Source organism: Pseudacidovorax sp. RU35E, assembly GCF_900156165.1.
GTDB lineage: Bacteria > Pseudomonadota > Gammaproteobacteria > Burkholderiales > Burkholderiaceae_C > Xenophilus.
The window spans coordinates 159,957-182,973 of the sequence record NZ_FTMY01000012.1; the positions used below are offsets into that span (position 1 = coordinate 159,957).

Sequence of the window (23,017 nt, forward strand, 5' to 3'; positions counted from 1 at the left end):
CAGCCAACCGCATGCCACGCGCGGTTTCCCGTGCGCGGGCATTCGCAGGCTGCGTGGCGAAACCCCTGGCTACCATCGGCGCTTCCGCAGAACAGGGCGCAACGCCCCTTCCCATGGCATCCGCAGAAAGACCGGCCGGCTCGCAGGACGAGGACAGCCGTGAGCCCCCCGTCAAGGTGATCGACCGAGCCGCGCGCATGCTGCGCGCGCTGGCCCAGCATCCACACCAGGGGTCCAGCTTCACGGAGCTCATGGAAAGCACGGGCCTGGGCAAGTCGACCACCCACCGTCTTCTGGCGGCGCTGGTCGACACGGGGCTGGCCTTCCAGGACATCGGCAGCCGCCGGTATCGGCTCGGCAGCGCAGTCGCCATGCTCGCGGCGGGGGCGCTGGCGCAGTGGCGCGTCGCGGCCTGCCAGCCCTCGCTGCAGCGGCTGGCCGAGGCCACGCAGGACACGGTCTTCGCCCAAGTCGCCGAAGGCACGGCCGCCGTGTGCATCGGTCGCGCCACGGGCAGTTTTCCGATCCGCACCCTCACCCTAGACGTGGGCGACCGGCGCCCGCTGGGCGTGGGCGCCGGCAGCCTCGCGCTGCTGTCGGCCATGCCCGACGCCGACGTGGCCAAGGTACTGGAGCGCAACCTCCGATGGCTGGAGGACTTTCCTTCCCACACGCCGGCCGTGATCCGCGAGCTGGTCACACAGACCCGGCGTGACGGCTTCTCCTTCAACACCGGCCGCATCGTCCCCGGCATGCTGGCGGTGGGCGTGCCGGTGGTCGATGCCAAGGGACTGGTGCTGGCCTCGTTGAGCGTGGCCGCCATCACCGACCGAATGGCCCGGCCTCGCGCGCTGGAGATCGCCGGGCTGCTGCAGGCCGAAGCCCGGGCGCTGGCCGCGCGCATGGCGGAGGACCAGCCGGCGTAGCTGGGCCGCGACGCCGCACCGGCAGCGCGCGCTGCAACAGCGGCCCGGCCGCCTAGCGCGCGGCGCAACTCTTGCCCCCGTCCACCGGCAGGACCACGCCGGTGATGTACGCGGCCTCGTCGGAGGCCAGGAAGGCGGCGGCGTTCGCCACGTCCCACGCGGTGCCCATGCGGCCCATGGGACTGGCGGCATGACGCGCCTTGCGCATGGCTTCGACGTCCTCGAAGTGGCCGGCGATCTGCTGGTAGATCAGCGGCGTGTCCATCACGCCCGGCAGCACGGCGTTGGCGCGGATGCCTCGCGCCGCATAACGCACCGCGAGGGCGCGGGTGAAATGGTTCAGCCCGGCCTTGGCCGTCTGGTAGGCGAAGTACGGGTACTGGTTGATCTGCAGCGACGCCAGCGAGGAGATGTTGACGATGGCGCCGCTTCCCTGCGCCAGCATGCCCGGCAGCACGTGCTTGCACGAGAGGAACGCACTGGACAGGTTGATGTCCAGGCTGCGCTGCCAGTCCTGCTCGCTCAGCTCCACCGGATCTCCCATGACGGTGATGCCCACGTTGTTGTGAAGCACGTCGATGCGGCCATGCAGCGCCAGCGTCTGGGCCACCACATCGGCCACTTGGCCACTGGCGCTGGCATCGGCCGCCATCGCGGTCATGCTCAGGCCTTCCTGCCGCAGGGCGGCCTCGGTTTCCTGGGCAGCGTCTAGACGCAGGTCCACGCCCACCACAAGGGCGCCCTCGTGGGCGTACACGGCAGCCGCAGCCTTGCCATTGCCCCAACCGGGGCCGGACGAACCGGCGCCGAAGATCAGGACCACCTTGTCTTTGAACCTGGCACGCATGCCTCGTCTCCATTTGTTCCGTTATTCGGAACTCCTTTATTCAATAAATGGAAATATAGAAATCGACCGCGAGGCTGTCAACGACCGGATTGCGCCTGCTCAGGTGAACAGCGTCCGGCTACCACCAAGCTGCCAAGCGCAAGCCAGCGCTCTTGCCAAGCACCCAGCAGGTTGTCCTGAGCCTTCTAGCTGCGCGCAATCGGACCGGCCACTTCGTCCTGAAGGTTGCATCTACGTCAGAAGGAAACGCTGGTCGCCTTGAGCGAGGCCGCCATCTCTCGCGGCGCTCCCGAGCGCCTGCACTTGAGCCAGCCCGCACTCGACAAGATGCTGGGCGAGGTCGAGGCCGGCTTCGACGCCCGCCTCTTCGAGCGCAGCCATCAAGGCATGCAGCCGAATGCGCTGGGCCCGGGTGTAGTCCACCGTGCGCGATCCGTGCTCCACGAACTGGAGCGGGCGACCGAGGAAGTCGAGGCACTGCGGCTTGGTGCCGTCGCCCCGCTGCGGCTTGGCGCCCCATCCGTCACCGCCAGCGTGCCGGCCGCCGTGGCCGCGCTGCGCTGAAAGGTGCCCGGGGCCGTGGTGCAGATCCGCGAGGGCCGGGTGCACGAGCTGATCCAGCGCCTCATGGTGGGCGAGCTGGACTGCGCGTTCGGTGCTGTCATGCCCGAGCTGCTGGCCAGCGACGTGATACCACGGCTGCAACCCGTGCTCATGCTGGAGGACGAGTTGTGCGTACTGACCGCCGGCGCTGCGCTGCGCACTGGCAAACGGCGGCTGCGCTGGGCCCACTTGCTGACGCCGCCTGGATGGCGCCGCCGCGCGACACGCTGGTGCGGCAGGCTTTTATGACGGCCTTCCCTCAATGAGGGCGTGCCGCCGCCAGTCCCTGTGATCGAAGTCATTTCCTCCGTCACCATCGGTTCCCTGCTCCGTGCGGCTCCGGAGGTGCTTTGCGCGGTGCGCCGCGAACATGCCGCCGAAGGGGGTGGCGCGCGGCGGCATGCGGCGCGTGGACGTCTCGCCCCACGTACCGCCGCCGCCATTCGGACTGTTCATTCGCAAGGGCGACCTGCCGGACATCCAATTGTCTTGGCCTTCGCCGATGGATTGCGGGACGTGGCGAGGCCCGATTGAGGATGCGGCCCGTGCACGTCAGTTCGCCTGGTCAATGGCGCGAAAGCCGAAGCCCTCGAACACCACGTCGTCCGATCTGCGACTCATCGCTGGTTCAACGGCGGCAATAGGCCTTGCGTTTGAACGAGCCATTCCCAAGGAGGACGCGATCGCTCCGGGAGATCGTCGTGAGTGGCTCTCGTTGAAGAAGCCTGGCGGCATGCCTTGCGTGACTCCGGCTGGTCGGATGGTGAGATCGGTGGCCGCGCAGTCGGTTGAACGAAATACTTGCATCTCGGCGCGCCACGTCAGTGCCCGCCGCAGAGCGCCGCCATGACCTGCGAGGTCATCGCTTTTCATCGCCCGGCTCCACACACTCGGTGCACCTCAACCAGGAGCTGAACATGATCGATCCGAACACCCTCGCCCGCGACTATCTGGCCGTGTGGAACGACGCCGACGACGCCTCGCGCGACCGTCGCCTGGCCGCCAACTGGCGGGCCGATGCCTGCTATGCCGACCCGATGATGCAAGGCGAAGGCCGCGACGGCATCGCCACGATGATCTCGGCCGCGCGCACGCAGTTTCCCGGCCATGCCTTCACCCTTCGCGGCACGCCCGACACGCACGGCCACTTCGTGCGCTTCTCGTGGACGCTGGCGCCGGACGGCGGCTCCGCGGTGGCCGCCGGAACCGACGTCGTGCGGTTGGATGCCGAGGGCCACATCGCCGAAGTGATCGGCTTCCTCGACGGTTCCGCCGCATGAGCCGCGCCTCGATTCCACGCGGCGATGGCCACGCGCTGCATGTCCGCGACTGGGGCGAGGGGCCGCCCGTGGTGCTGCTGGCAGGCTGGGCCATGGATGGCCGCATCTGGGGCGAGACCATGCTGCACCTCAACGCCGCCGGACTGCGCACCATCGCCTACGACCGCAACGGCCATGGCCGGTCCACCGACCGGCCCGGCTACGACTACGACGCACTGGCCGACGACCTGGCTGCGGTGCTGGAAGGCCTGGACCTGCGCGGCGTCACACTGGTGGCCCACTCGGGCGCGGGCGGCGAGGCCCTGCGCTATCTCGCGCGCCATGGCCGTGCGCGGGTGGCGCGGCTGATCCTCGTGGGCGCCACCGGTCCGCGCGTGATCGGCCAGGGCGGGATCACGGCCGAAATGGTGGACCTGCTGTGCGGACAGCTCGGCAGCGACTTGTCGGGCTGGATCGACGCCAACATCGACCCCTTCGCGCCCGGCTCCCCCGCGCGCATCAACGACTGGATGGCTGCAATGGTGCTGGACTGCTCCCGTCGCGCGGTCGTGGAGTTCCAGCGGACCATCGCCCATACCGACCTCTCGGCGGATGCGGCCAGCGTCAACCTGCCAGTGACCATCATCCATGGCGATCGCGACGTTTCCGCGCCGCTGGACCTCAGCGGACGCGTCTACGCAGAAACGATCCGGGGCGCCGAACTCGTCGTGTACGAGGGCGTGGCGCACGGCGTCATGGTGACGCATGCGCGCCGGCTGGCCGATGACATCGCACGACGGGTAGCATCATGATCGCGCCTGGCATCGCCCACGAACTCATCGCGGCCCGGTTGCTCGGTTCGCCCGTCGCACTGCAGCTCGGCCTGCGCCTCGCCCACGCAGAACCTGGCAAGGTGCAGATGCGATTGCCGTTTTCGGGCGGCAACGTCACCGAAGGCGCGTTGGTGCATGGAGGGGTGATTGCCACCTTGGCCGATGTCGTGGCCGTCGCCACCGCGGTATCCGCCGCCCACCGACCGCCAGCCGGAGGGGCGACTGCCAGCCTGGCGATCACCTACCTCTCACCGGCCGAGGGCTGCGCGCTGCTCGCGACCGGACTGGCGCTGCGCAGTGGCGCGCGCCAGCATGCCGTGCGGGTGGAGGTCGCGAGCGATATGGGCATTGCGATCGCGCAGGCGCTGATGACCGTCGTGCTGACCTGATCCGTCGCAACGGAGGCATCCATCGATGAACGAGACCTACGTGATCACCTTCCATGTCAAGCCGGCGGAGGTGCGACGCTTTCATGCGTTGCTGGACGGCGTGCTCGATGCCATGCGCGGCGAAGCCACCTTCGTGCGGGCAGCACTGCACGTCGATCCGGACCGGCCAAACATGTTTCAGTTGCACGAGACCTGGAGCGACCGGAAGGACGTGTTGACCGTGCAACTGCAGCGCGACTATCGGAGGGTGTGGCACGCCGCCCTCGAGGAAATCCTGGCCGAGCCTCGGAGCGTCGCCATCTGGACGCAGTTGCGGGCCGATCCGTGAAGCTGGTCCGACGCTAAGGCGAAGGCCCGTTCCTGAGCGCCGACACCCCAATCATTTTGGAGAGCCGGACGACACGCTCCCCCCTATCCATCTCGCCGTGCCGCTGCCAGCGTCTTGACCGCCTGCGCCAGCGACTGCCGCCTCGTCCAGTACGCCGCCCACGGATCACTCTTCCGGAACGACAGGTACTCCCGCGTCGTGAGAACGGTCCACTGCGCGCCGCTCTTGACCTCGCCGAGTTGCTCCCAGGCGATGGGCATGGACACGCCCGTACCAAGCCGGGACCGCGCCGAGAACGCTGCGGCTGTGGTCTGCCCATGGCCATTGCGCAGGTAGTCGATGAAGATGCGGCCCTTGCGGTTGCTCGGCCCGCTCTTGGCGACGAAGCGCTGGGGAATCACCCGTGCCATGTGCGCCACGACGTCGCGCGAGAACTGCTTGACGGCGTCGAAGGCCAGCCGGGGCTGGATCGGCACGACCACATGCAAGCCCTTGCCACCTGAAGTCTTCAGCCAGGCGTCGAGTCCCAGTTCATGCAGCAGGGTGCGCGTGAGCAAAGCAGCCTCCTGCAGTTCGCCCCAGCTCACGCCCTCCCCCGGGTCCAGGTCGAACACGATCCGGTCCGGCTGGTCGATCTTTCGGACGGTCGAATTCCAGGTGTGGAACTCGACGGTGTTCATCTGTGCCGCCGCCACCAAGGCCTTGGCGCTGTCCACCACGAGCAGCGCCGCATGCCCGGGCCATAGGTCGGGGTCGAGCTGGCCGAGGCCGGGCACGCGCGTCTCCGGATGCTTCTGGAAGAACAGCTGACCGGTCACCCCCTGCGGTGCGCGCACCAGGGATACCGGCCGGTGCGCGAGGTGCGGCAACATCCATTCGGCGACGCTCTCGTAGTAGCGCACCAGATCCACCTTGCGCAGCCCCGTTGACGGGTCGATCACCCGATCCGGGTGCGTCACCACCACAGGGGCGACCAACTTCGCCTTGCGCGGCTCGGCTCGCTTCTTCACCGCCTGTTCGATCCCGATATCCTGCGGCGGCTTGTCGGCGCGCACGCCCTTGAAGATGGCATGGCGCACATGCCGCTCGGGCGTCCATTCGGCGAATGCGACCTCGACCACCATCTTGGGGCGCACCCACCGCTCGTTGCCGGCACTGCGGCGGCTCCAACGTCCTGGCTTCACCGAACTGCGCTCAACCGCCGGCGTGTCCGTTTCCAGCACCCGGAGCCTGTCGTGCAGATCCCGTGCCGTCGCGGCGTCAAAGCCGGCGCCGACGTTGCCCACATAACGCAGCGCCTCGCCCTCATGTACCGCCAGCAGCAGGCCCCCCACCGCATTGGTCGTGCCGCCGCGCACCGTGTAGCCCACGACCACGAACTCCTGCCGCTTCTGGCACTTGAGCTTGAGCCAGGTATCGGAGCGCTCGGACACGTAGGAAGCCCGCGGGTCCTTCAGGATCAGGCCCTCCAGGCCAAGCCGACAGGCTGCACCCAGCAACTGCGAGGGCTCGGCATCCAGCGCTTCGCTGAATCGCACCCGGTCGGAGCCACGCTCCTTCAGGAGCGCTTTCAGCACCAGACGGCGGCTGCGCAGCGGCACGGCGCGCAGATCGGTGTCGCCGACATAGGGCAGGTCGAAGACGAAGTAAGTGATGGACTCGCTCTTCGCGCTGTCGATGGCGTTCTGCAGCGCACTGAAGCTGGGCACACCCTGGGTGTCCACGACGACGATCTCGCCGTCGATCCAGGCGTCGACCAAGCCCATCGCGTCGACGGCGTTGGCAAGGCTCTGAAGCTTGTCCGTCCAGTCGTGGCCATTGCGCGTGAAGAGCCTGCAGCGGCCCTGCTCGATGCGGGCCAGCAGGCGATAGCCATCGAACTTGTTCTCGGCGATCCAGTCGCCGCTTGGTACCTGCTCGGTCAGCCGGGCAAGTTGCGGCGCGAAGCTCTTCGGGAGCTTCTTGATCGGCAACGCATTGGCCAGGTCCGGTGCCTCGTCCTTACGGGGCGGCGGCGCTCTGGGCTCACGCTCTTCGACCAGCCCGAGCGGATGCGCCACCACGCTGTCCGGTAATGCGGTGACGACGTCGTAGTCGGTACTGGACCGTGCCCAGGCATCGCCCTTCTTCTTGAAGAGCATCCACTGGTCCTGCTTCTTCTCCCCGGGCTTGGAGATGCGGACCAGCTCCCAGAGCCCGGCCAGCTTCTCGCCGTGCAGACGGAACAGGATCTTGCCGACCTCGAGGCCTTCGCGCGGGTCACCCATGGGCTCCCACGTGCCACGGTCCCAGATGATGACTTCGCCGGCGCCGTACTGCTTTGCAGGAATAGTGCCTTCAAAGCTGTTGTAGCCAAGCGGATGGTCTTCGACCTGGATGGCCATCGACTTCACGGCGGGATCGTACGAAGGGCCCTTCGGCACCGCCCAGCTCAGCATCACGCCGTCGAGCTCCAACCGGAAGTCGTAGTGCAGGCGGCTTGCCCAGTGCTTCTGGATGACAAAGCTCAGCGCCTGCGAGCGGAACTGCTGCTCCTGCCCTTGCGGCTCTGGCGTGATGGTGAAGTCGCGCTTGGCGGCGTACGCCTGCAGCCCGCGCCACTGCCGCGTGGATGCGGCCATGCGCGCCTACTTTTTCTCCGCGACGAGGTACTGCTCGACATTCTTGGCTTCAGGGCCCACGGCCGCCACCGCCGTACGGAGTTGATCCGGCGTCACGCCGAATTTTTTGGCCCAGTCATGGACTTCGTAGTCCTCGTGGATGTTTATGCGGCTGCGGTCTTGCCCATGGGCTTGCGTACGGTCGTCCGACATGGAGATCTCCTGTAGGCACCAAGAAGAGCATCGCAATTCCCACGACGCAACTGCCAACAGCAGATCTTCGTGCGCGATGCTTCCTACAGGGCCGTGGCGCGCAGGCGCCAACTTAGTCGCTCTTTGAAAGGGGCCGGCCATGAGTCAGTGCGGCACGGTTTGCTTTTGCGCAAGGTCATCCCCGTACACCGTAGCACGTGGCGACCGACTTCTGATCGAACCCGCTCCGCGCGTGGAGCAAACGCCTACTTGCACACAGTTGAACCGCGCGTTTACGAACCGACGTAGGCAGCCGTCGGCCGCCAAAACGAGGGCGAAACCGCCAACTACCTGTCGCTGCCACGCGGGAGCCAGAGTATTACGGTGCTCCGCAGGCGTTGCTGCTTCTGCCCAGCTGCGCATCCCCATGCGCGGCATGAGCTCAACGCCAGTACCCAATGACACCATTCCATGGGACGACGAGCGACGCAGCACACCCAGTTCCTCGCGCGGCCAGCCACGGCCTCAAAAGAGGAAAGTCTGAAAGACTAGGCGGCGGGGCTTTTTTCCGTCGGTCCCGGGGCAAGTGCGCAGGCCATCGGCCGGTCCAGCCTGCGGGCGGTGCGTTCGAGGAAGTCAAGAATCAACGGCCGAGTCGGGAAAGCATCGAGGTGGCACCTTGCTGGCGTACGCCAGCCCTGGCCCCTACAGACTAGGGGTTGCACAGGGCACCGACGGGCTCGCAAACCTTGAACGGCCGGGAGATCGGTAGCACGGGTCGTGGTGGAAACGGTCCGGTGCGCCGCGCCGGTTCCAGACGCCCTCGGCAACGGGCGGGAACCTGAGCAACCTTCCTCGCGTCTTTCTCTCAATAGGTTTCGACAACTGCAGTATCTGGTGATTCTTTTGGCCGGGCCTTCAGCATTTGTACGCAGCTAAGATTTAAGAATGACCTCAAAAGATGCTGCGCGTATTGAACTTCTTGAACTTGCAGTGGGGGAGATGGAGGAGGACCAGGCTGCCCAGGATGCGGAGATTGCCATGTTGCGAGAGCTGGTCCTCCGACTGATGCAACTGCTGCACCTCAATGGAACCGTCCGACTTCAAGATCTCGCGGCCGCAAGTGCCGTCGCCGCGGCCTTCTCGCAGGCGGACTCTGGTCCGTCCGCGAAGTCGGCCTCATTTCCTTTGTCCAGGCTGCTGATGGATCTGGCCAAGAAATTGGACAACCTACCCGGCGCGAAAAATCCGGACGCTTGAGCAACCGCAGGCGCGTCATTGCGTCATTGCCCTGAAGCTGTCGAGCACACGCCTTTGGTCTCCGTCACGTCGCTGTCACGCGCCGCCCTTAGCTTCTCGTCCAGCGGCACACCGCCGCAATCGAGGGCGCAATGTGAACGAGGACGCGATTGCGAAACATGGACAAGCTCACGAACTGCCCGTGGCTCAGTACGTTCGGATGTCGACCGAACATCAGCGCTACTCGACGGAAAATCAATCGGCGGCGATCTCCGACTATGCAAAGCGCCATGGGATGCGCATCGTCAAGACCTATGAGGATGCTGGCAAGAGCGGGTTGAACCTCAAGGGCCGCAATGGCCTTCAGGCGCTACTCCATGACGTACGCGCCCCTTCACCCAGCTTCTCCGCAGTCCTGGTCTATGACGTGAGTCGCTGGGGGCGCTTCCCGGATCCGGACGAAGCTGCGGTCTACGAACATGCCTGCAAGAGTCGAGGCATCCGAGTCATCTACTGCGCGGAGCCATTCAACAACGACGGCTCATTACCCTCCACCGTGTTCATCGGCATCAAGCGGAGCATGGCGGCGGAGTACAGCCGCGAACTCTCGGTGAAGGTATTTGCGGGAGCATGCAACATTGTTCAGCACGGCTATCGGCAGGGCGGCGCGCCAGGATTTGGCCTGCGGCGGCAACTTGTCGACGAAGCTGGCGCCGTGAAAGGCCTACTTTCCAGAGGCGAGAAAAAAAGTATCCACACCGATCGAGTGATTCTGGTGCCAGGACCATCCGAAGAGCTGGATGTGGTGAGCCGGATCTACCGCATGTTCCTGGACGACGGAAGCCCGGAGCGCGTGATCGCATCAGCCCTGAATCGTGAGGGCATTCTTTCCGATGCCGGCAAACCCTGGACACGCGGCACGATTCACCAGATCCTCACCAACGAGAAATATGTCGGCAACAACGTCTACAACCGCACGTCGTTCAAGCTGAAGATCAAGCATGTGCGCAATCCACCGGACAGCTGGGTTCGGTGCAATGGCGCTTTTTCCGGGATCGTTCCGGTGGAGCAATTCCTGCGCGCTCGCGCCATCATTGATGCGCGCGCCATCCACCTTGAGGACGAGCACTTGCTGGCCGCGTTGCGAGCGACACTCGAGAAGCATGGCGCGCTGTCTGGGATCGTCATCGACGAGGAGGAGGGAACGCCATCAAGCTCGGTCTACCGAAGTCGGTTCGGCAGTTTGCTGCGGGCCTACAGCTTGATTGGCTATCAGCCACGCAGGGACTATGCATACCTCGAGATCAACCGCGCGCTGCGTAAGAAGCACCCAGTGCTGATTTCCGAGATGGCTTCCTCCATCGCTGAATGGGGTGGCTGGACGAAGATCGACGCGGCCACCGACCTGCTGACAGTCAACGATGAATTCACCACATCCCTGGTGATTGCTCGCTGCCAGCAGACAGCGCATGGGTCCAACCGCTGGCGCATCCGCTTCGATACCAGTCTTCATCCGGATATCACCGTCGTCGCCCGAATGGGACCGGACAACTGCGTGCCGCAGGACTACTACGTCTTTCCCGCGCTCGATTTCGCTGCCGAGGCGGTGCCCGCCTCTGAAGACAACGGCTTCAGCCTCGACGCTTATCGCCTGGATTCGCTCGACTTGCTCTACCAGTTTGCTGGACGCACCCCCGTGCCGGAGACGCCATGAAGTCGCCAACCAACAAAGTCCAGATGATTGCCATCGCAGACATCACCGTGGCAAACCCTCGTGCTCGGAATCCGCGTATCCACAAGACGATCACGGACAGCATCGATCAGGTCGGTCTGAAGCGACCCATCACGGTGCGCCGCGTGCCCGATGGCAGGGGACCCACCCAATATGCGCTCATATGCGGCCAGGGGCGCCTCGAGTCCTGTGTGATGCTGGGCCAGACAGAAATCCCCGCCATCATTGTGGACGTCGACGAAGAGACGGCGCATCTGATGAGCATTGTCGAGAACGTCGCCCGGCGCTCGCCCCGCTCCGTCGAAACGCTTGAGCATGTACGGGCGCTGAAGCGGCGTGGCTATTCAGATGGCGAGGTGGCCACAAAACTGGGGTGTACCGCGTCCTGGGTCAATTGCGTCTCGCATTTGCTGGAGCACGGCGAGAGACGCCTGCTTGCCGCCACCGAAGCGGGCGACATGCCGCTGCATCTGGCTGTCTCGATCTCACGCTCGAGCGATGCCGAAGTCCAGCAGCTGTTGATCGACGCCTATGAAAGTGGCGAGTTGAAAGGCCGCAAGGTCACCGTCGTGCGCAAGATCATCGCTCGGCGAGCGCGACATGGAAAACGGGTCACTGCTGGTGGCAGGGGGGCTGCCCGCGCGCAGATGACGCCCGACGAGCTTGCGCGGCTGTACAGCAGGGATGTCGAAATTCATCGGCGGATCCAGAAGAAGGCGGAGTTCACCCAACGCTCGTTGTTGCTGGCTCAGCAGATCTTCAAGGAGTTGTTCTCGGACCTGCGGTTCTGCGCCGTGCTGAGGGATGAGGGTCTCGTGACCGTGCCCAAGCCTTTGGCCGACCTGGCGACCTCCGTTGGGCTCGACTGATGGCGGACAAGACCACCCGCGCAGTGCGCTTGGGCTTCGAGCGCGACTGTCAGAACGTCGATCTGGGCTTGTTGCATTGCGCAGTCGCGCTCCCAGAAAACATCAAGAACACGGTCAAGTACCGGCAGATCCGTGCCTCGGTAGAGGCCATCGGCCTGGTCGAGCCGATCGTGATCGCCCACAACCCTGCCACACCCGGCTCTTTTCTGGTACTAGACGGCAGGCTGCGACTTGAGATCCTTCGGGACATGGGCGTACCCAAAGCAATGTGCCTCGTCTCAACGGACGACGAAGGCTACACCTACAACAAGCGCGTCAATCGCCTCTCCGTGGTGCAGGAGCACCGGATGATCGTGCGGGCGGCGGGCCGTGGTGCCTCCGTCGACCAACTCGCCGATGTGCTGAATGTCTCCGTCGATTCGATTCGTCAGCAGTTCAGGCTGCTCGATGGCGTCTGCAATGAAGCGGTGGCACTGCTCGCGGACAAGCCGACCACGTATGGGACGTTTCGGGTGCTGAAGCGGATGAAGCCATTCCGTCAGATTGACGTCGCTCAGGCCATGGTCAATCTTGGCAAATATTCAACGAAGCTCGCGACCGCCATGCTCCAGGCGACGCCACCCGAGCAACTCACTGAACAGGCCGCCGCCCGCGCCACAAAAACGGCCCCCGTCGAAGCGCTTCAACGACTGGAGCGGGAACTTGCGGCCGTCCAAGCCGACACAAAACTGCTGGAAGAAGGCTACGGGCCTGCCAACCTGCAGCTGGAAATCATCAAGACGTACATCGGCAAGACGCTGCTGGAGAATGCCTCGGTCGTGCGGTGGTTGGCCAAGAACCGCGCGGAATACCTCGAACAGTTGCAGATCATTGCGGACATCAAGACCCTGCCTGCGCACTGAAAGCCGTTTGACGTGCCGCGCCGATTTCGCTGCCGGCCCAGTACGACGATCACTCCGCCCATCCCGAGCACCCACAAGGCCAACGGCTGCACGGGCTCGGCGCTGCACTGATTATGGTCTGTCCAGCCGTGGTCACCGCGTCAATTCAGGCTCCAGCGGTGTTCTCGCCACGCGGTCGACGGCGCTGGAGCGCTGAATGTTGTCCGCGCTTCACGCGTCCTCGGGCTCCTGTGGGGAGCCTGGCCTCTCGCTTCCAGCGCGTCGTCGTAAGCCTAGACAGGGCCTAATGCTTGCGCTATCGGCGTGCAGGAAAAGGTGTAGGACGAGCAACCCCGTTCACAGAACCGTCCGAAAGCTCACCAGGTCCCGAACCACACGCGTCAAGCCCTGCTTCAGCAGGATCTCCAGGTAGCGGTCCGCATCGATGGGCGGATTCTTGAGCGTCCGGCGCTGCTTCTGCGCCGCGGCAACGACCGCCGCCTGATCCAGATCGAACAGGTTGTCGATGAACTCGTCCGGATGCTGCACTTCGATACCGAAGGGCGCCAAACGATCCTCTGGAAAGTCACGCGCATTGAAGGTGACGATCACACTGGCCCCACATCGGATGGCGGCGGCAAGGACATGGCGATCGTCCGGGTCTGGCAGCCTGAGCCCGTCGATCAACGCTTCGTGGCCAGTGACCAGCGCATCCGGCACCGCCGCATTCATGCAATCGACGGTGCGCTGAAGACTGGCAGGATCGAGCTCGGGCCGGTTCTTCAGCAGGTTCCTCACCCATTCGTCATGGATGAGATCGGTCCAGCGGGCGCGAAACCGCCCCGACAGAGCGAGCCACATCAGGAAGTCGCGCAACGGCGCGGGATACAGCACGCAGGCGTCGAAGACCGCCGTGAACGGCGAGCTCTTCATTCATACCCCATCTGCAGCGCCTGGGCCTGCGCGGCAAGCTCCTCCATGGCGGCGGCACTGGTCCGCTCCTGGGCGGACTTGTAGGCCATCAGGTCGGCAAACCGAACCCGCCGGTGCTTGCCCGCCTTGTGGAAGGGCAGCGTCCCCGACTCCAGCAGCTTGACCAGATGGGGCCGCGACACGTTGAGCATGTCCGCGGCCTCCTGGGTGGTGAGCTCCGCATGGATCGGCACGACCCTGACCGCGTTGCCTTCCGCCAGTTCCGACAGGATGTCCACCAGCAGACGCAGCGCTGAGGTGGGCAGCTCGACGGCATGCGCCTCGTTCTTCTCATCAAAGATCTGGATCCGTTGGGTCTCCAGCTGCGTCGAAAGGAATGCTGCCAGTGCACGCTGACCTTGCGTGGCCGCAGCGACCTCTCGCGCAACCGGCAGGGATGCTTCGAAGGTGGTGGACTGGGTCATGATGGCGGCTCCGCTGGGCTGGTATCGAGCCGTCATTTTATTCGCAACAGACGAAACTCGCAATAAACGAAACGAAGGTGACCGCGAGGATGGCGAGGAATGCCAGCCTGCGCGCCCAAAAATCGAACAACTCGGCCTCCGGCCCAGCAATGAGACGCCGCCTCGCCAACGCCAACGGCGGCAGGCACCGGACATTCCGCCCACTCCATGAAGGCAACGCGATGGCGCGCTGGCGCAAGATGCCGGCGGGCACCCGGTGCCCCATATTGCATCGCACCGTATGAGGCCGCGATGCACGCGGGCGGTCCGCTGAAACGTTGCGCGAGGCTGAGGCCCCACCGCGGTCGACCGACGGGCCGGCGTTCCGCCCAGGCAAGTCTCCGCACGCCAACGCCACTCAGGGTCTCAGCGTGAACACGATGGACAGATAAGCCACCGGCCGTGCCTCGATGGCCTCGACCCCGTGCAGGGCACTGGCGTCGAACAGCAGGGAGTCGCCCTCCTCCAGGTCCATCACCCGCGGCCCGTACCGGTACTTCACCCGGCCATTCAGCAGGTGGATGAACTTCAGCCCCGGATGCTGGAAGTTGGCATAGGCGGGCGCGTCGGTATCGAGCCGCACCAGATAGGGCTCCACGAACATCTGCCCGGACAGCAGGTGGCCCAGCAACTCATAGTGGTAGCCGGCCACCGCGCCCAGCCGGTCGACCGGCATCCCCTGGCCCCGCCGCACCAGGCTGAAATCCATGCGCTCAGCCTGGTCCGCGAAGAAGCGCGCCACCGGCACACCCAGCCCGCGCGCGATCCGCTCCAGCGTGTCCACGGACGGCGACACCAAGCCGCGCTCGATGCGCGACAGCATGGAACGCGAGACCCCGCTGGCCTGGGCCAGGCCCAGACCCGACATCGTCATCGCCGTGCGCAGCGCGCGGATCTGCGCCCCGACCCGGGAAACGGCCGAGTCCGGCTCGCCCGCCAGGGGCCGGCGTAGCGTGGGCAGCGCCGACGCCGGCAGCGGGATCACCCGCCCGGTGGGCAGGGGCGAGGCCTTGCGCAGCCGACTCATGGCGTGCGCCCTCCCTGCCGCCTGGTCACGAGCGGCCAGTGGGCACCCCGGCGGCACGGCCATCGCGGGTCCTCAAGCGCCAGGCGTGGGTCCAATGATGTCCTCCTCCAGGCGGCAGGTCTCCTGGATGATGAGTTCGTAGAGACTGCGCAGGAACGTGGGCGAGATGCCATGCTGGGCGGCGAACTCGGCCGCGCGGCCCTGCACGACGCCGATGCGCTGGGGCTGCATCATGGGCACGCCGAAGGCCTTCTTGTGGTGGCCGATGCGTACGCAGACATCGAGCCGCCGCCGCAGGGTCTCCAGCAGCAGGCCATCGGTTTCGTCGAGTTCAGCGCGCAGGGCCGCAAGTTGCGCCTCGCCGGCATGGGCCTGCTCGCCCGTCGGGGCCGTCGTGTTCGAAGAAGCGGTCATGATGTCGAGGTTCCCGCTCATTCCTGCACGATGTGCTGCGTGCGAATGATCTCGCCCAGCAGTGCCGTGTCCGCCTGGACCCGCTGCCCAAGCGCCTCGGCCGTGCTGCCGGCGGCCTGATACCCCTGGCGGAACAGCTTCTGACCGACGTCGGGCGTGCGCACGATCTCGGCGATCAAGCGCGACAGGCGTTGCGCGATGGGCGCGGGCAGGCTGCTCGGTGCCGCCGCCGCGGTCCAGATTTCCAGCGAGAGCGCAGGCAGCCCGGCCTCCGCCAGCGTGGGCATGTCGGGCACCAGCGGCGAGCGTCGGCCGGCCGTGATGCCGATGGCCCGCAGCTTGCCCGAGTCCACCTGGGTCTGCGCCAGCCCAGGCGGCAGCAGGGCCAGGTCGATCTGACCGCCCACCATGCCGGTGATCACCTGCGGATTGCCCGGATAGGGCACGTGCACCGGCGCCAGGCCGGTGCGGGCCTTGAACACCTCCATGCCCAGGTGGCCCAAGGTGCCCACGCCGGGGCTGCCGTAGCTCCACCGATTGCCTGCCGCCTTGGCCGCCGCGAGGAAGCTGGCTCCGCTGGTGGCCGCGGACGTCGCCGGCACCGCCAGCACCATGGGCGCCACGCACACCAGGCTCAAGGGCTGCAGATCCTTCTGCGGCTCGTAGGCCGTGGCGGGATTGAGCATCTTGGCGATGGTCATGTTGCCGTTGATCAGCATGCCGATGGTGTGCTGGTCGGTGGCCTTGGCCACCAGCGCCGCCGCGATGTTGCCGCTGGCGCCCGCATGGTTCTCCACCACCACGGGCTGGCCCAGCGACCGGGCCAGCGGCTCGGCCACGATGCGCGCCACCAGGTCCGGGGTCGATCCGGGACCGAAGCCCACCAGGATGCGCAGCGGCCGGCTGGGCCACCCTGGGGTGCTCGCTGCATCGGCAACGGGCTCGGCGCCCGAGGCGACGGTCGAGAGGCCCAGCCCCATGGCAACGGCGGCGATCAGCGACAGCGCCCCGCCACGCGTCGCGCGGAACAGCCTGGCACCGAGCCGGCGTTCCGTCGACGCCAGAGATATCGCAGGGGGGCGCAAGGCCGGCAGAGAAGAAGGAATGAGCGAGGGGCGGGACATGGGCACTCCGGGTCAGAAAAGCCGGCAGTTTTCGAACAACCCGTCGCCGCCTCAAGGCTTGCCTCAGAGGCAATCCGCGGCCACCGCGCCGCGCGTCATGCAGCCCTGCCGCCTCACCCTGCAGTCGGTTGCAGTCCCGAAGCACCTGCCGAGGAAGGCGGGACACCGTGGTGTTGCATGCCATGCCCATGGGTCATTTTTGTACCATACATGCGGGTGCATATAAACGCCACAAACGGGAGAGTCGTCATGTGCGCACCCATCAGGATCCCGACCTTCTGCGAGCCTTCGCCGCCGAGGTCCGGGCACGCCGCGATGCGCAGGGCCACAGCCAGGAATCCCTGGCCTTCCAGTGCGGCCTGCACCGCACCTTCATCGCCAAACTCGAGCTGGGCCAGAGCAGCCCGTCGATCACCACCCTCTTCCGTCTGGCCGACGGGCTGGCGGCCCCGCCGGCCGAACTGATCGAGGCCGTGAGCCTTCGCCTGCGCAAGGAGCGCGCGGCGCGGCACCGTCTGGCGCGTTGAGGCGACGCCGCCCGTTCCGGGCCACGGTGAACCAGCCGGGACCTGGGACCCAGCGCCGCCCTTCGTGGGTGCTCGCCGATGTCCGTGCACGTGCGGCGCCGGCAACGGCGGCCGCCCCGTCTGAACGGTGTGAAGCGGCGTGCACCGGTCGCAGTGCCAGATCCGCAACGCCAAACCACAGCGTTGTCTCATGGCCCCCACTGTGGCGCGCCTTGCGCAGGACCGCCGCCCGCCCGCGCATGAACGGCGCCCACCCATCGTGGCAGATGCCTGAAGCCCTGCGCACTCGCGCCTGTGCCTGAGGCGCAACCCACGCATGGCCAACCAGCCATCCCGTGCCTCCGACGTTGCCTCCCACGAACGCCAGCCGCGCCCACGCCGCCTCATCGATTGCACCTGCAGCAACAACGCGGTTTTCTGCACCATACAAGCGGGTGCATAAGAGGCCCATCACCGGGAGAGTCGGCGCGTGCGCGCCCATCAAGATCCCGACCTTCTGCGAGCCTTCGCGGCCGAGGTCCGGGCGCGCCGGGACGCGGCTGGCCTGAGCCAGGAGGCCCTGGCCTTCCAGTGCGGACTGAACCGGACCTTCGTGGCCAAGCTGGAGCTCGGCCAGACCAGTCCATCGCTCACCACGCTGTTCCGCCTGGCCGAAGGACTGGCCGCGCGTCCTGCCGAGCTGATCGACGCGGTGGCCACCCGCCTGCGCAAGGAGCGCGCGGCCAGCCGTCGCCGTGCCTCCTGAGTCCCTGACCGTCTGACGCCCGGCCAGGGTGCCGCTTGCGGCTGCGGCGCGGGGGCCCGGATTGCTTCGCGAGCAAGCGTTGCGGCGAGACCGATGGCGCTGCAGGATGCGCGCCATGCCCGGATGTCTCCCGCCTGCTTCGCAGCCTGACGGCTGCGCGCCCCGCGTCGCCCAGGTCGCTCCAGCGCGATGCGATGCGGCAGGCCACCCTCCCATTTCCAGCAGCTTGTTTTCCGCGACCGCAGGGCCAGGATGTCTGCTCCCCTTTGCCAACCCGGAGCTTCACCGTGCGCACCCTGCTGATCGACAACCACGACTCCTTCACCTACAACCTGTTCCAATACCTTGCGGCCAGCAATGGTGTGGCGCCCACCGTCGTGCGCAACGACGAGATGGACTGGCCCGATGCGGCCCGCCTCGGCTTCGACAACATCGTGATCTCGCCGGGACCCGGGCGTCCGCAGCAGCCCGCGGACCTGGGGCTGTCGGCCGATGCACTCGCACAGGCAGAGGTGCCCATCCTGGGCGTGTGCCTGGGGCATCAGGCCATGGGCCATGCCTGCGGTGCCACCGTCGACCTGGCCATGCGCCCCATGCACGGCCGCGTCGACCGCATCTCGCACTGCGGGCGCGGGCTCTTCCAGGGCATCCCCGATCGCTTCGAAGCGGTGCGCTACCACTCCCTCGCGGTGACGCAGTTGCCCGGCAGCCTGGAGGCCCTGGCCTGGGCACCCGACGGCACCCTGATGGCCCTGCGTCATCTTCGCAAGCCCTGGTGGGGCGTGCAGTTCCACCCCGAGTCCATCTGCACCGAGCATGGCGCCCGGCTGCTGCGCAACTTTCGGGAACTCACCTTGGAATGGCAGCAGTCCCGCATCCGCCGCAACACCTGGGGCAGTTTCGTGACGCTGGATGAAGCGACCGATCCGCCGCCGCCGGCGTGGGAGGTCCAGGCCCGCTGCCTGGACTACTTCGTCGATCCTGCCCGGGTCTACCAGGCCCTCTTCGCGACACGGCGGCCGGCCTTCTGGCTGGACAGCAGCCAGAACGGTCCGGGCATCGCCCGCTTCTCCTTCATGGGTGACGGCAGCGGACCGCAGAGCGAGTACCTGAGCTACGACAGCACGACACACGCGCTGCGCATCCAGCACGCGGATGGCGAGGAGGTCCTCACCCAGAGCATCTTCGACTACCTGGGCACGCGGCTCGCCAACGAGCCCGCGCTCGTGCATGCGCCCCTGCCCTTCGACTTCGTCGGCGGCTTCGTGGGCTACCTCGGCTACGAGCTGAAGCAGGAACTCGAGGGCGAGGCCGCCCACGCGGCGCCCGGCCCGGACGCCGCCTGGCTGTTCGTCGACCGCTTCCTGGCCTTCGACCATGCCGAGGGCCAGATGTGGATCGTCTGGCTGACCCCACACGGTGCGGCCGATGCCCAACTGGGTTGGGTGGAAGCGATGGCGAGCTACCTGCAGGCGGAGGCCGGGGCCGCCGAGCCGCCCGTGCCCCAAAGCCGCGGCGCAGCCGCCAGCCTGCTCCAGCGCATGCGCTGGCACACCCCTCTGACTGAATACCGCCGCCTCATCGAGCATTGCCAGCACGAGATCCGGATGGGCGAGAGCTACGAGATCTGCCTCACGAACCAGCTCGTCGGCGCAGGGCGCGTGGAAGCGCTGGAGCTCTACCATGCACTGCGCACGCGCAATGCCGCGCCCTATGCGGCCTACCTGGCACTGCCCGAACTGGCGGTGCTCAGCGCCTCGCCGGAGCTCTTCCTAGCGATCCTTCCCGACCGCACCGTCGAATCCAAGCCCATCAAGGGCACGGCCCCGCGTGGCCGCACGCCGGAGGACGATGAGCAGATCGCTCAGGCGCTGCACGCCGACGAGAAGACGCGCAGCGAGAACCTCATGATCGTCGACCTGCTGCGCAACGACCTCAACCGCAGCTGCGAAGTGGGCAGTGTCCATGTGCCCGTGCTCTTCGGCATCGAGCGCTTCGCCACTGTCCACCAGATGGTGAGCACGGTGCGTGGCACGCTGCGCAGCGACCTCACGGCCGTCGATGCCATCAAAGCCGCCTTCCCCGGCGGCTCCATGACCGGCGCCCCCAAGAAGCGCACGATGCGCATCATCGACACGCTGGAGGGCGCGCCCCGCGGCGTCTACTCCGGCAGCCTCGGCTACCTGTCGCTCAACGGCGCCGCGCGCCTGAACATCGTGATCCGCACCCTGGTCGTGCAGGACGACATGCTCAGCATCGGGGCCGGTGGCGCCATCGTGGCACTGTCGGATCCCGATGCCGAAGTGGCGGAGATCGTCCTCAAGGCACGGGCGCTGTGGGACACGCTCAAGGCCTGCGGCGCGCCGCTCGACGATGCCGACCTCCAGGGTACGCAGCGTCCCGATCCGAGCACGCCCGACGGCCATGAACCCGCCGGCGAGGCCTGAAACGGCGGGGAGGAGCGGGCCCCTGGCCATGGTTGCCGCCATGGGCTGCTGGGCAGGCAACGACGCGCTTGTGAAGCTCTGCGCCCATGACCTGAGCGTCGCGCAGATCCTCGCCGTGCGCGGCAGCTTTGCCGTGGCCTTGCCCGTGGCGCTGATCATGCTGGCCCGCGAGCGCCTGCTGGACCGCGTCATGCTGCGCCCGGCCGTCGCGCTGCGCTGCATCCTGGAGCTCGCCGCGGCTGCCAGCGCGACATGGGCACTGGGGCTTGCGCCGCTCGGGGTCGTCGCCGCCCTGACCATGACCGCCCCCCTGCTGACGCTTCTGACCGCCCTCCTCCTCGGCTGGACGCCGTGGCAGTGGTCACGGCTGCTCATCGTGGCCATCGGCTTGGCAGGCGCCTGGCTGGTCGTGCAGCCCTGGCGGAGCGAGCCTCCTGCCCCCCTCGGCGTCCTTGCCGCGCTGGCCTGTGCGATGTGCCTGGCGGCCCGGGACCTGAGCACGCGCCGGCTCTCACCCACGGTGTCGCCCCGGCAGCTGACCCTCTTGGTCAATGCGACCGTGTGGCTCGCCGGATTGGCGCTCTGGGGATTCACGACGCCAGAGCGGCCGGTGCAGCTCCATCACGTCGCGTGGCTCGCCGCGGCGGCCCTGGGTGCCACTGCCGGGAATCTGCTGCTCGTCAAGGCCTTGCGCAGCCCTGATTTGGGCCGGGTCATGCAGCTGCGCTTCACGCTGCTGCTGTGGTCCTCGCTGCTCGGCATGCTCGTGTGGCACGAGCAGCCATCGGCAGCCACCTGGGCAGGCCTCGCTCTGATCGCCGCCGCGGGCGGGGTGGCGCTGCGCCGACCTCCAGACTCCGCCTGAGCGCGCAAGCCCGCCGGCGCTCAGCGCAACAGTCCCGTCGCGGCCGCCCGTGCGGTGGCCGCGGGGCGGCTGCCTGCGCCCATCTTGCGGGTGGCGTTCTTCATGTGGAACTCGATGGTGTGCGGTGACGACGACAGCAGGCGAGCGGTATCGTTCGACGTCTTGCCGTCGGCGGCCCACCGCAGCACTTCTCGCTCCCGAGGCGTGAGTCGTTCAAGCTGAAGTCCTGGGGGGAAGCGCAGAACCCACGACGACAGCGCGCCGTGCGCAACGTTCACGAGGAAGCGCATTGGCATCTCCTTGGCCCGCAATTCGGACATCGTGAGCGGCTCGACGTCACGCGCGAGGGTAAGCAGACCGACGCCACCTTCCGGTCCGAAACACGCCTGCGCCCACCCATGCCGCAGACCGAAGGAACGTGCCTCGTCCCAGAGCTGCGCCGCCGGCCCGAACGTGGCGTCGTTCCACAGCACCGGCTCCAGGGACCGACGGGCGTGCAGAACCGTCGGGTCGATGCGCAGATAACCGGCTTCCTTGTACCGCTCCCGCCAGCAGGGGTCGTAGTTGCTGATCAGGTAGCAGCGTTTGCGCGTGAACGGCAACGGGAACTGGTAGCCATAGGCACACAGGTCGAAGCCCAGCTGCTGTGCCGCATCCGCCACTGCGTCGAAGGCCTGCTCGATGCATGCACTGTCGTGCAGCGCCTGCAGCAGCGCCCCGCCCCATCTCTCCATGACTTTCCCCTTGTCTGTTCTGAAACCACAACGCTCCGTGACAAAAGATTAATGAAAACTGAACTCTTTGTGCAACAGGTGTGCCACCGGTGAGCAGCCCTTTGTGCGTTGAAGTGGCTTGTGCGGAAGCCGCATCGCGGCGCCCGCCGACCCGCCTGCCGTAGAACCGGCGCGTTGCCTACCTACCAGATCCAGCGGGTAGCCCCGCGCCGCATGTCCCTCTGAAATGGCCCTGACATCATCAGGAGGGACTTCATGGTCTATGTGACGGGCACCGCCCTTGAACTCGGCACTGCACTGCTGCGCGACTTGGGACACTACCGATACGGAGTCTTCGTGGAGCGCCTTGGATGGAAACTGCCCGATGCCCGGGATGGCACCGAGTGGGACCGCTTCGACACGCCGCAGACGGTCCACGTGGTCGCGCTCGGCGCCCAGGGACGCATCCAGGGCTGTGCCCGGCTCCTGCCCACGACGGGGCCGTATCTGCTCGCAGATGTGTTCCCCGAACTGATGGGGCGTCAGCCTTGCCCGCGCGCCGATCATGTCTGGGAGCTGTCGCGCTTTGCCGCCATCGACTTGGCGTCTGCGCCAGCGTCGGGCCACACCTTGGGCTCTCCGGCGGCACTGGCACTGCTGCGGCGCGCCATGCAGGACGCACGCCACCACGGCGCGCGCGAACTCGTCAGCGTCTCGCCGGTCGCCATCGAGCGAATCCTGAGGCGCTGGGGGTTCGCCTATGCCCGCCTGGGCGCACCGATGCACCTCGATGGCCAGCACCTGTTCGCCTGCAGCTTCGCGCTGAGCGCGCCGCGCAGCGACCGACTGCCGGTGCGAGAGGGTGTAGCGGCGAATGGCCAGGTTCGAGGCTGAGGGTTGAAGGACCATGCGCAGGGTCGCCAAGCTCCCGGCCGCCAGCCATCCATTGGAGCGGCAGGCGCCCCCGAGGCGCCTCCAGCGAAGTCGGGCCTGACGCACTGGCAAACGCCACCCCATGAAC

General features: G+C 66.7%; 26 protein-coding genes. 16 read left to right on the forward strand and 10 right to left on the reverse strand.

Features of this window, described 5'->3' with window-relative positions; all coding sequences use genetic code 11:
• Positions 1-113: 113 nt before the first annotated feature.
• On the forward strand, positions 114-926 hold the full coding sequence (locus BXA03_RS20655) for an IclR family transcriptional regulator (protein ID WP_076511075.1): 813 nt from the start codon (positions 114-116) through the stop codon (positions 924-926).
• Between the two features lie 52 nt (positions 927-978).
• Here BXA03_RS20655 and BXA03_RS20660 read toward each other — a convergent pair whose 3' ends face one another.
• Positions 979-1,773 carry an SDR family NAD(P)-dependent oxidoreductase gene (locus tag BXA03_RS20660; RefSeq protein WP_076511076.1) on the reverse strand — a complete coding sequence of 265 codons (795 nt, stop codon included), beginning with the start codon at positions 1,771-1,773 and terminating at the stop codon, positions 979-981.
• Between the two features lie 258 nt (positions 1,774-2,031).
• On the opposite strand from BXA03_RS20660, the gene BXA03_RS27310 reads away from it, so the two are divergent.
• Positions 2,032-2,337 carry a LysR family transcriptional regulator gene (locus BXA03_RS27310; protein WP_234983776.1) on the forward strand — a complete coding sequence of 102 codons (306 nt, stop codon included), beginning with the start codon at positions 2,032-2,034 and terminating at the stop codon, positions 2,335-2,337.
• Positions 2,338-2,352: 15 nt separating this feature from the next.
• The gene (locus tag BXA03_RS27315; protein WP_076511078.1) at positions 2,353-2,625 is read left to right on the forward strand and encodes a hypothetical protein; all 273 of its coding nucleotides are present in this window, start codon (positions 2,353-2,355) and stop codon (positions 2,623-2,625) included.
• A 303-nt stretch (positions 2,626-2,928) separates the two neighbouring features.
• Here the strand turns inward: BXA03_RS27315 and BXA03_RS27320 are convergent, their stop codons facing one another.
• A complete protein-coding gene (locus BXA03_RS27320) occupies positions 2,929-3,249 on the reverse strand; it encodes a hypothetical protein (protein ID WP_143476390.1) in 321 nt (106 codons plus the stop codon).
• A 44-nt stretch (positions 3,250-3,293) separates the two neighbouring features.
• Between BXA03_RS27320 and BXA03_RS20675 the strand changes: the two genes are divergently transcribed.
• The 4 genes from BXA03_RS20675 to BXA03_RS20690 are packed head-to-tail and all read left to right on the forward strand — an operon-like array spanning position 3,294 to position 5,185.
• On the forward strand, positions 3,294-3,656 hold the full coding sequence (locus BXA03_RS20675; RefSeq protein WP_076511079.1) for a nuclear transport factor 2 family protein: 363 nt from the start codon (positions 3,294-3,296) through the stop codon (positions 3,654-3,656).
• Complete coding sequence (locus BXA03_RS20680) at positions 3,653-4,447, forward strand: alpha/beta fold hydrolase (protein WP_076511080.1); 795 nt, start codon at positions 3,653-3,655, stop codon at positions 4,445-4,447. The genes BXA03_RS20675 and BXA03_RS20680 overlap by 4 nt, the downstream gene beginning before the upstream one ends.
• Complete coding sequence (locus BXA03_RS20685) at positions 4,444-4,857, forward strand: PaaI family thioesterase (RefSeq protein WP_076511081.1); 414 nt, start codon at positions 4,444-4,446, stop codon at positions 4,855-4,857. The genes BXA03_RS20680 and BXA03_RS20685 overlap by 4 nt, the downstream gene beginning before the upstream one ends.
• Before the next feature lie 25 nt (positions 4,858-4,882).
• The gene (locus BXA03_RS20690; RefSeq protein ID WP_076511082.1) at positions 4,883-5,185 is read left to right on the forward strand and encodes a putative quinol monooxygenase; all 303 of its coding nucleotides are present in this window, start codon (positions 4,883-4,885) and stop codon (positions 5,183-5,185) included.
• 83 nt (positions 5,186-5,268) lie between these two features.
• Here the strand turns inward: BXA03_RS20690 and ligD are convergent, their stop codons facing one another.
• A complete protein-coding gene (gene ligD / locus BXA03_RS20695) occupies positions 5,269-7,806 on the reverse strand; it encodes a DNA ligase D (RefSeq protein WP_076511083.1) in 2,538 nt (845 codons plus the stop codon).
• 6 nt (positions 7,807-7,812) lie between these two features.
• Positions 7,813-7,998, reverse strand: coding sequence for a DUF3606 domain-containing protein (locus tag BXA03_RS20700; RefSeq protein WP_076511084.1), 186 nt, complete (start codon positions 7,996-7,998; stop codon positions 7,813-7,815).
• 927 nt (positions 7,999-8,925) lie between these two features.
• Here BXA03_RS20700 and BXA03_RS20705 point away from each other — a divergent pair.
• The 4 genes from BXA03_RS20705 to BXA03_RS20720 all read left to right on the forward strand — a co-directional run bounded on the left by BXA03_RS20705 (position 8,926) and on the right by BXA03_RS20720 (position 12,719).
• Positions 8,926-9,237 (forward strand): hypothetical protein, encoded by a 312-nt coding sequence (locus tag BXA03_RS20705; RefSeq protein WP_143476391.1) that lies wholly within the window; start codon positions 8,926-8,928, stop codon positions 9,235-9,237.
• A gap of 133 nt (positions 9,238-9,370) precedes the next feature.
• The gene (locus BXA03_RS20710; RefSeq protein WP_255377205.1) at positions 9,371-10,930 is read left to right on the forward strand and encodes a recombinase family protein; all 1,560 of its coding nucleotides are present in this window, start codon (positions 9,371-9,373) and stop codon (positions 10,928-10,930) included.
• On the forward strand, positions 10,927-11,817 hold the full coding sequence (locus BXA03_RS20715; protein ID WP_076511086.1) for a plasmid partitioning protein RepB C-terminal domain-containing protein: 891 nt from the start codon (positions 10,927-10,929) through the stop codon (positions 11,815-11,817). The genes BXA03_RS20710 and BXA03_RS20715 overlap by 4 nt, the downstream gene beginning before the upstream one ends.
• Positions 11,817-12,719 (forward strand): ParB/RepB/Spo0J family partition protein, encoded by a 903-nt coding sequence (locus BXA03_RS20720; protein WP_076511087.1) that lies wholly within the window; start codon positions 11,817-11,819, stop codon positions 12,717-12,719. Before BXA03_RS20715 ends, BXA03_RS20720 begins: the two co-directional genes overlap by 1 nt.
• A 336-nt stretch (positions 12,720-13,055) precedes the next feature.
• Here BXA03_RS20720 and BXA03_RS20725 read toward each other — a convergent pair whose 3' ends face one another.
• The 5 genes from BXA03_RS20725 to BXA03_RS20750 form a co-directional block, all read right to left on the reverse strand.
• A complete protein-coding gene (locus BXA03_RS20725; RefSeq protein WP_076511088.1) occupies positions 13,056-13,631 on the reverse strand; it encodes a PIN domain-containing protein in 576 nt (191 codons plus the stop codon).
• Positions 13,628-14,095, reverse strand: coding sequence for a helix-turn-helix domain-containing protein (locus BXA03_RS20730; RefSeq protein WP_076511089.1), 468 nt, complete (start codon positions 14,093-14,095; stop codon positions 13,628-13,630). The genes BXA03_RS20725 and BXA03_RS20730 overlap by 4 nt, the downstream gene beginning before the upstream one ends.
• Before the next feature lie 397 nt (positions 14,096-14,492).
• Complete coding sequence (locus BXA03_RS20740) at positions 14,493-15,029, reverse strand: helix-turn-helix domain-containing protein (protein ID WP_076511125.1); 537 nt, start codon at positions 15,027-15,029, stop codon at positions 14,493-14,495.
• A 204-nt stretch (positions 15,030-15,233) separates the two neighbouring features.
• A complete protein-coding gene (locus BXA03_RS20745) occupies positions 15,234-15,575 on the reverse strand; it encodes a chorismate mutase family protein (RefSeq protein ID WP_076511126.1) in 342 nt (113 codons plus the stop codon).
• 17 nt (positions 15,576-15,592) lie between these two features.
• Positions 15,593-16,555, reverse strand: coding sequence for a Bug family tripartite tricarboxylate transporter substrate binding protein (locus BXA03_RS20750; RefSeq protein WP_143476402.1), 963 nt, complete (start codon positions 16,553-16,555; stop codon positions 15,593-15,595).
• A gap of 395 nt (positions 16,556-16,950) precedes the next feature.
• On the opposite strand from BXA03_RS20750, the gene BXA03_RS20755 reads away from it, so the two are divergent.
• The 4 genes from BXA03_RS20755 to BXA03_RS26670 all read left to right on the forward strand — a co-directional run bounded on the left by BXA03_RS20755 (position 16,951) and on the right by BXA03_RS26670 (position 21,283).
• On the forward strand, positions 16,951-17,226 hold the full coding sequence (locus BXA03_RS20755) for a helix-turn-helix domain-containing protein (RefSeq protein ID WP_076511091.1): 276 nt from the start codon (positions 16,951-16,953) through the stop codon (positions 17,224-17,226).
• A gap of 469 nt (positions 17,227-17,695) precedes the next feature.
• Positions 17,696-17,971, forward strand: a complete 276-nt coding sequence (locus BXA03_RS20760; RefSeq protein WP_076511092.1) for a helix-turn-helix domain-containing protein — start codon at positions 17,696-17,698, stop codon at positions 17,969-17,971.
• 287 nt (positions 17,972-18,258) lie between these two features.
• Positions 18,259-20,418, forward strand: coding sequence for an aminodeoxychorismate synthase component I (gene pabB / locus BXA03_RS20765; protein ID WP_076511093.1), 2,160 nt, complete (start codon positions 18,259-18,261; stop codon positions 20,416-20,418).
• Between the two features lie 28 nt (positions 20,419-20,446).
• Complete coding sequence (locus tag BXA03_RS26670) at positions 20,447-21,283, forward strand: EamA family transporter (protein WP_076511094.1); 837 nt, start codon at positions 20,447-20,449, stop codon at positions 21,281-21,283.
• A gap of 20 nt (positions 21,284-21,303) precedes the next feature.
• Here BXA03_RS26670 and BXA03_RS20775 read toward each other — a convergent pair whose 3' ends face one another.
• Complete coding sequence (locus BXA03_RS20775; protein WP_076511095.1) at positions 21,304-22,017, reverse strand: LuxR family transcriptional regulator; 714 nt, start codon at positions 22,015-22,017, stop codon at positions 21,304-21,306.
• 255 nt (positions 22,018-22,272) lie between these two features.
• Between BXA03_RS20775 and BXA03_RS20780 the strand changes: the two genes are divergently transcribed.
• Positions 22,273-22,890: an acyl-homoserine-lactone synthase gene (locus BXA03_RS20780; RefSeq protein ID WP_076511096.1), complete on the forward strand. Its 618-nt coding sequence runs from the start codon at positions 22,273-22,275 to the stop codon at positions 22,888-22,890.
• Positions 22,891-23,017: the final 127 nt, after the last annotated feature.

Excerpts from the sequence above, each read along its gene's own strand:
- BXA03_RS20660 (WP_076511076.1), bottom strand. The coding sequence starts at position 1,773 with ATGCGTGCCAGGTTCAAAGACAAGGTGGTCCTGATCTTCGGCGCCGGT.
- BXA03_RS20680 (WP_076511080.1), top strand. The coding sequence starts at position 3,653 with ATGAGCCGCGCCTCGATTCCACGCGGCGATGGCCACGCGCTGCATGTC.
- BXA03_RS20700 (WP_076511084.1), bottom strand. The coding sequence starts at position 7,998 with ATGTCGGACGACCGTACGCAAGCCCATGGGCAAGACCGCAGCCGCATA.
- BXA03_RS20745 (WP_076511126.1), bottom strand. The coding sequence starts at position 15,575 with ATGACCGCTTCTTCGAACACGACGGCCCCGACGGGCGAGCAGGCCCAT.
- BXA03_RS20685 (WP_076511081.1), top strand. The coding sequence starts at position 4,444 with ATGATCGCGCCTGGCATCGCCCACGAACTCATCGCGGCCCGGTTGCTC.
- BXA03_RS20725 (WP_076511088.1), bottom strand. The coding sequence starts at position 13,631 with ATGAAGAGCTCGCCGTTCACGGCGGTCTTCGACGCCTGCGTGCTGTAT.
- BXA03_RS26670 (WP_076511094.1), top strand. The coding sequence starts at position 20,447 with ATGGTTGCCGCCATGGGCTGCTGGGCAGGCAACGACGCGCTTGTGAAG.
- BXA03_RS20655 (WP_076511075.1), top strand. The coding sequence starts at position 114 with ATGGCATCCGCAGAAAGACCGGCCGGCTCGCAGGACGAGGACAGCCGT.
- BXA03_RS20720 (WP_076511087.1), top strand. The coding sequence starts at position 11,817 with ATGGCGGACAAGACCACCCGCGCAGTGCGCTTGGGCTTCGAGCGCGAC.
- BXA03_RS20675 (WP_076511079.1), top strand. The coding sequence starts at position 3,294 with ATGATCGATCCGAACACCCTCGCCCGCGACTATCTGGCCGTGTGGAAC.
- BXA03_RS20730 (WP_076511089.1), bottom strand. The coding sequence starts at position 14,095 with ATGACCCAGTCCACCACCTTCGAAGCATCCCTGCCGGTTGCGCGAGAG.
- ligD (WP_076511083.1), bottom strand. The coding sequence starts at position 7,806 with ATGGCCGCATCCACGCGGCAGTGGCGCGGGCTGCAGGCGTACGCCGCC.
- BXA03_RS27320 (WP_143476390.1), bottom strand. The coding sequence starts at position 3,249 with ATGAAAAGCGATGACCTCGCAGGTCATGGCGGCGCTCTGCGGCGGGCA.
- BXA03_RS20780 (WP_076511096.1), top strand. The coding sequence starts at position 22,273 with ATGGTCTATGTGACGGGCACCGCCCTTGAACTCGGCACTGCACTGCTG.
- BXA03_RS20750 (WP_143476402.1), bottom strand. The coding sequence starts at position 16,555 with ATGGGGCTGGGCCTCTCGACCGTCGCCTCGGGCGCCGAGCCCGTTGCC.
- BXA03_RS20775 (WP_076511095.1), bottom strand. The coding sequence starts at position 22,017 with ATGGAGAGATGGGGCGGGGCGCTGCTGCAGGCGCTGCACGACAGTGCA.
- BXA03_RS20715 (WP_076511086.1), top strand. The coding sequence starts at position 10,927 with ATGAAGTCGCCAACCAACAAAGTCCAGATGATTGCCATCGCAGACATC.
- BXA03_RS20705 (WP_143476391.1), top strand. The coding sequence starts at position 8,926 with ATGACCTCAAAAGATGCTGCGCGTATTGAACTTCTTGAACTTGCAGTG.
- BXA03_RS20690 (WP_076511082.1), top strand. The coding sequence starts at position 4,883 with ATGAACGAGACCTACGTGATCACCTTCCATGTCAAGCCGGCGGAGGTG.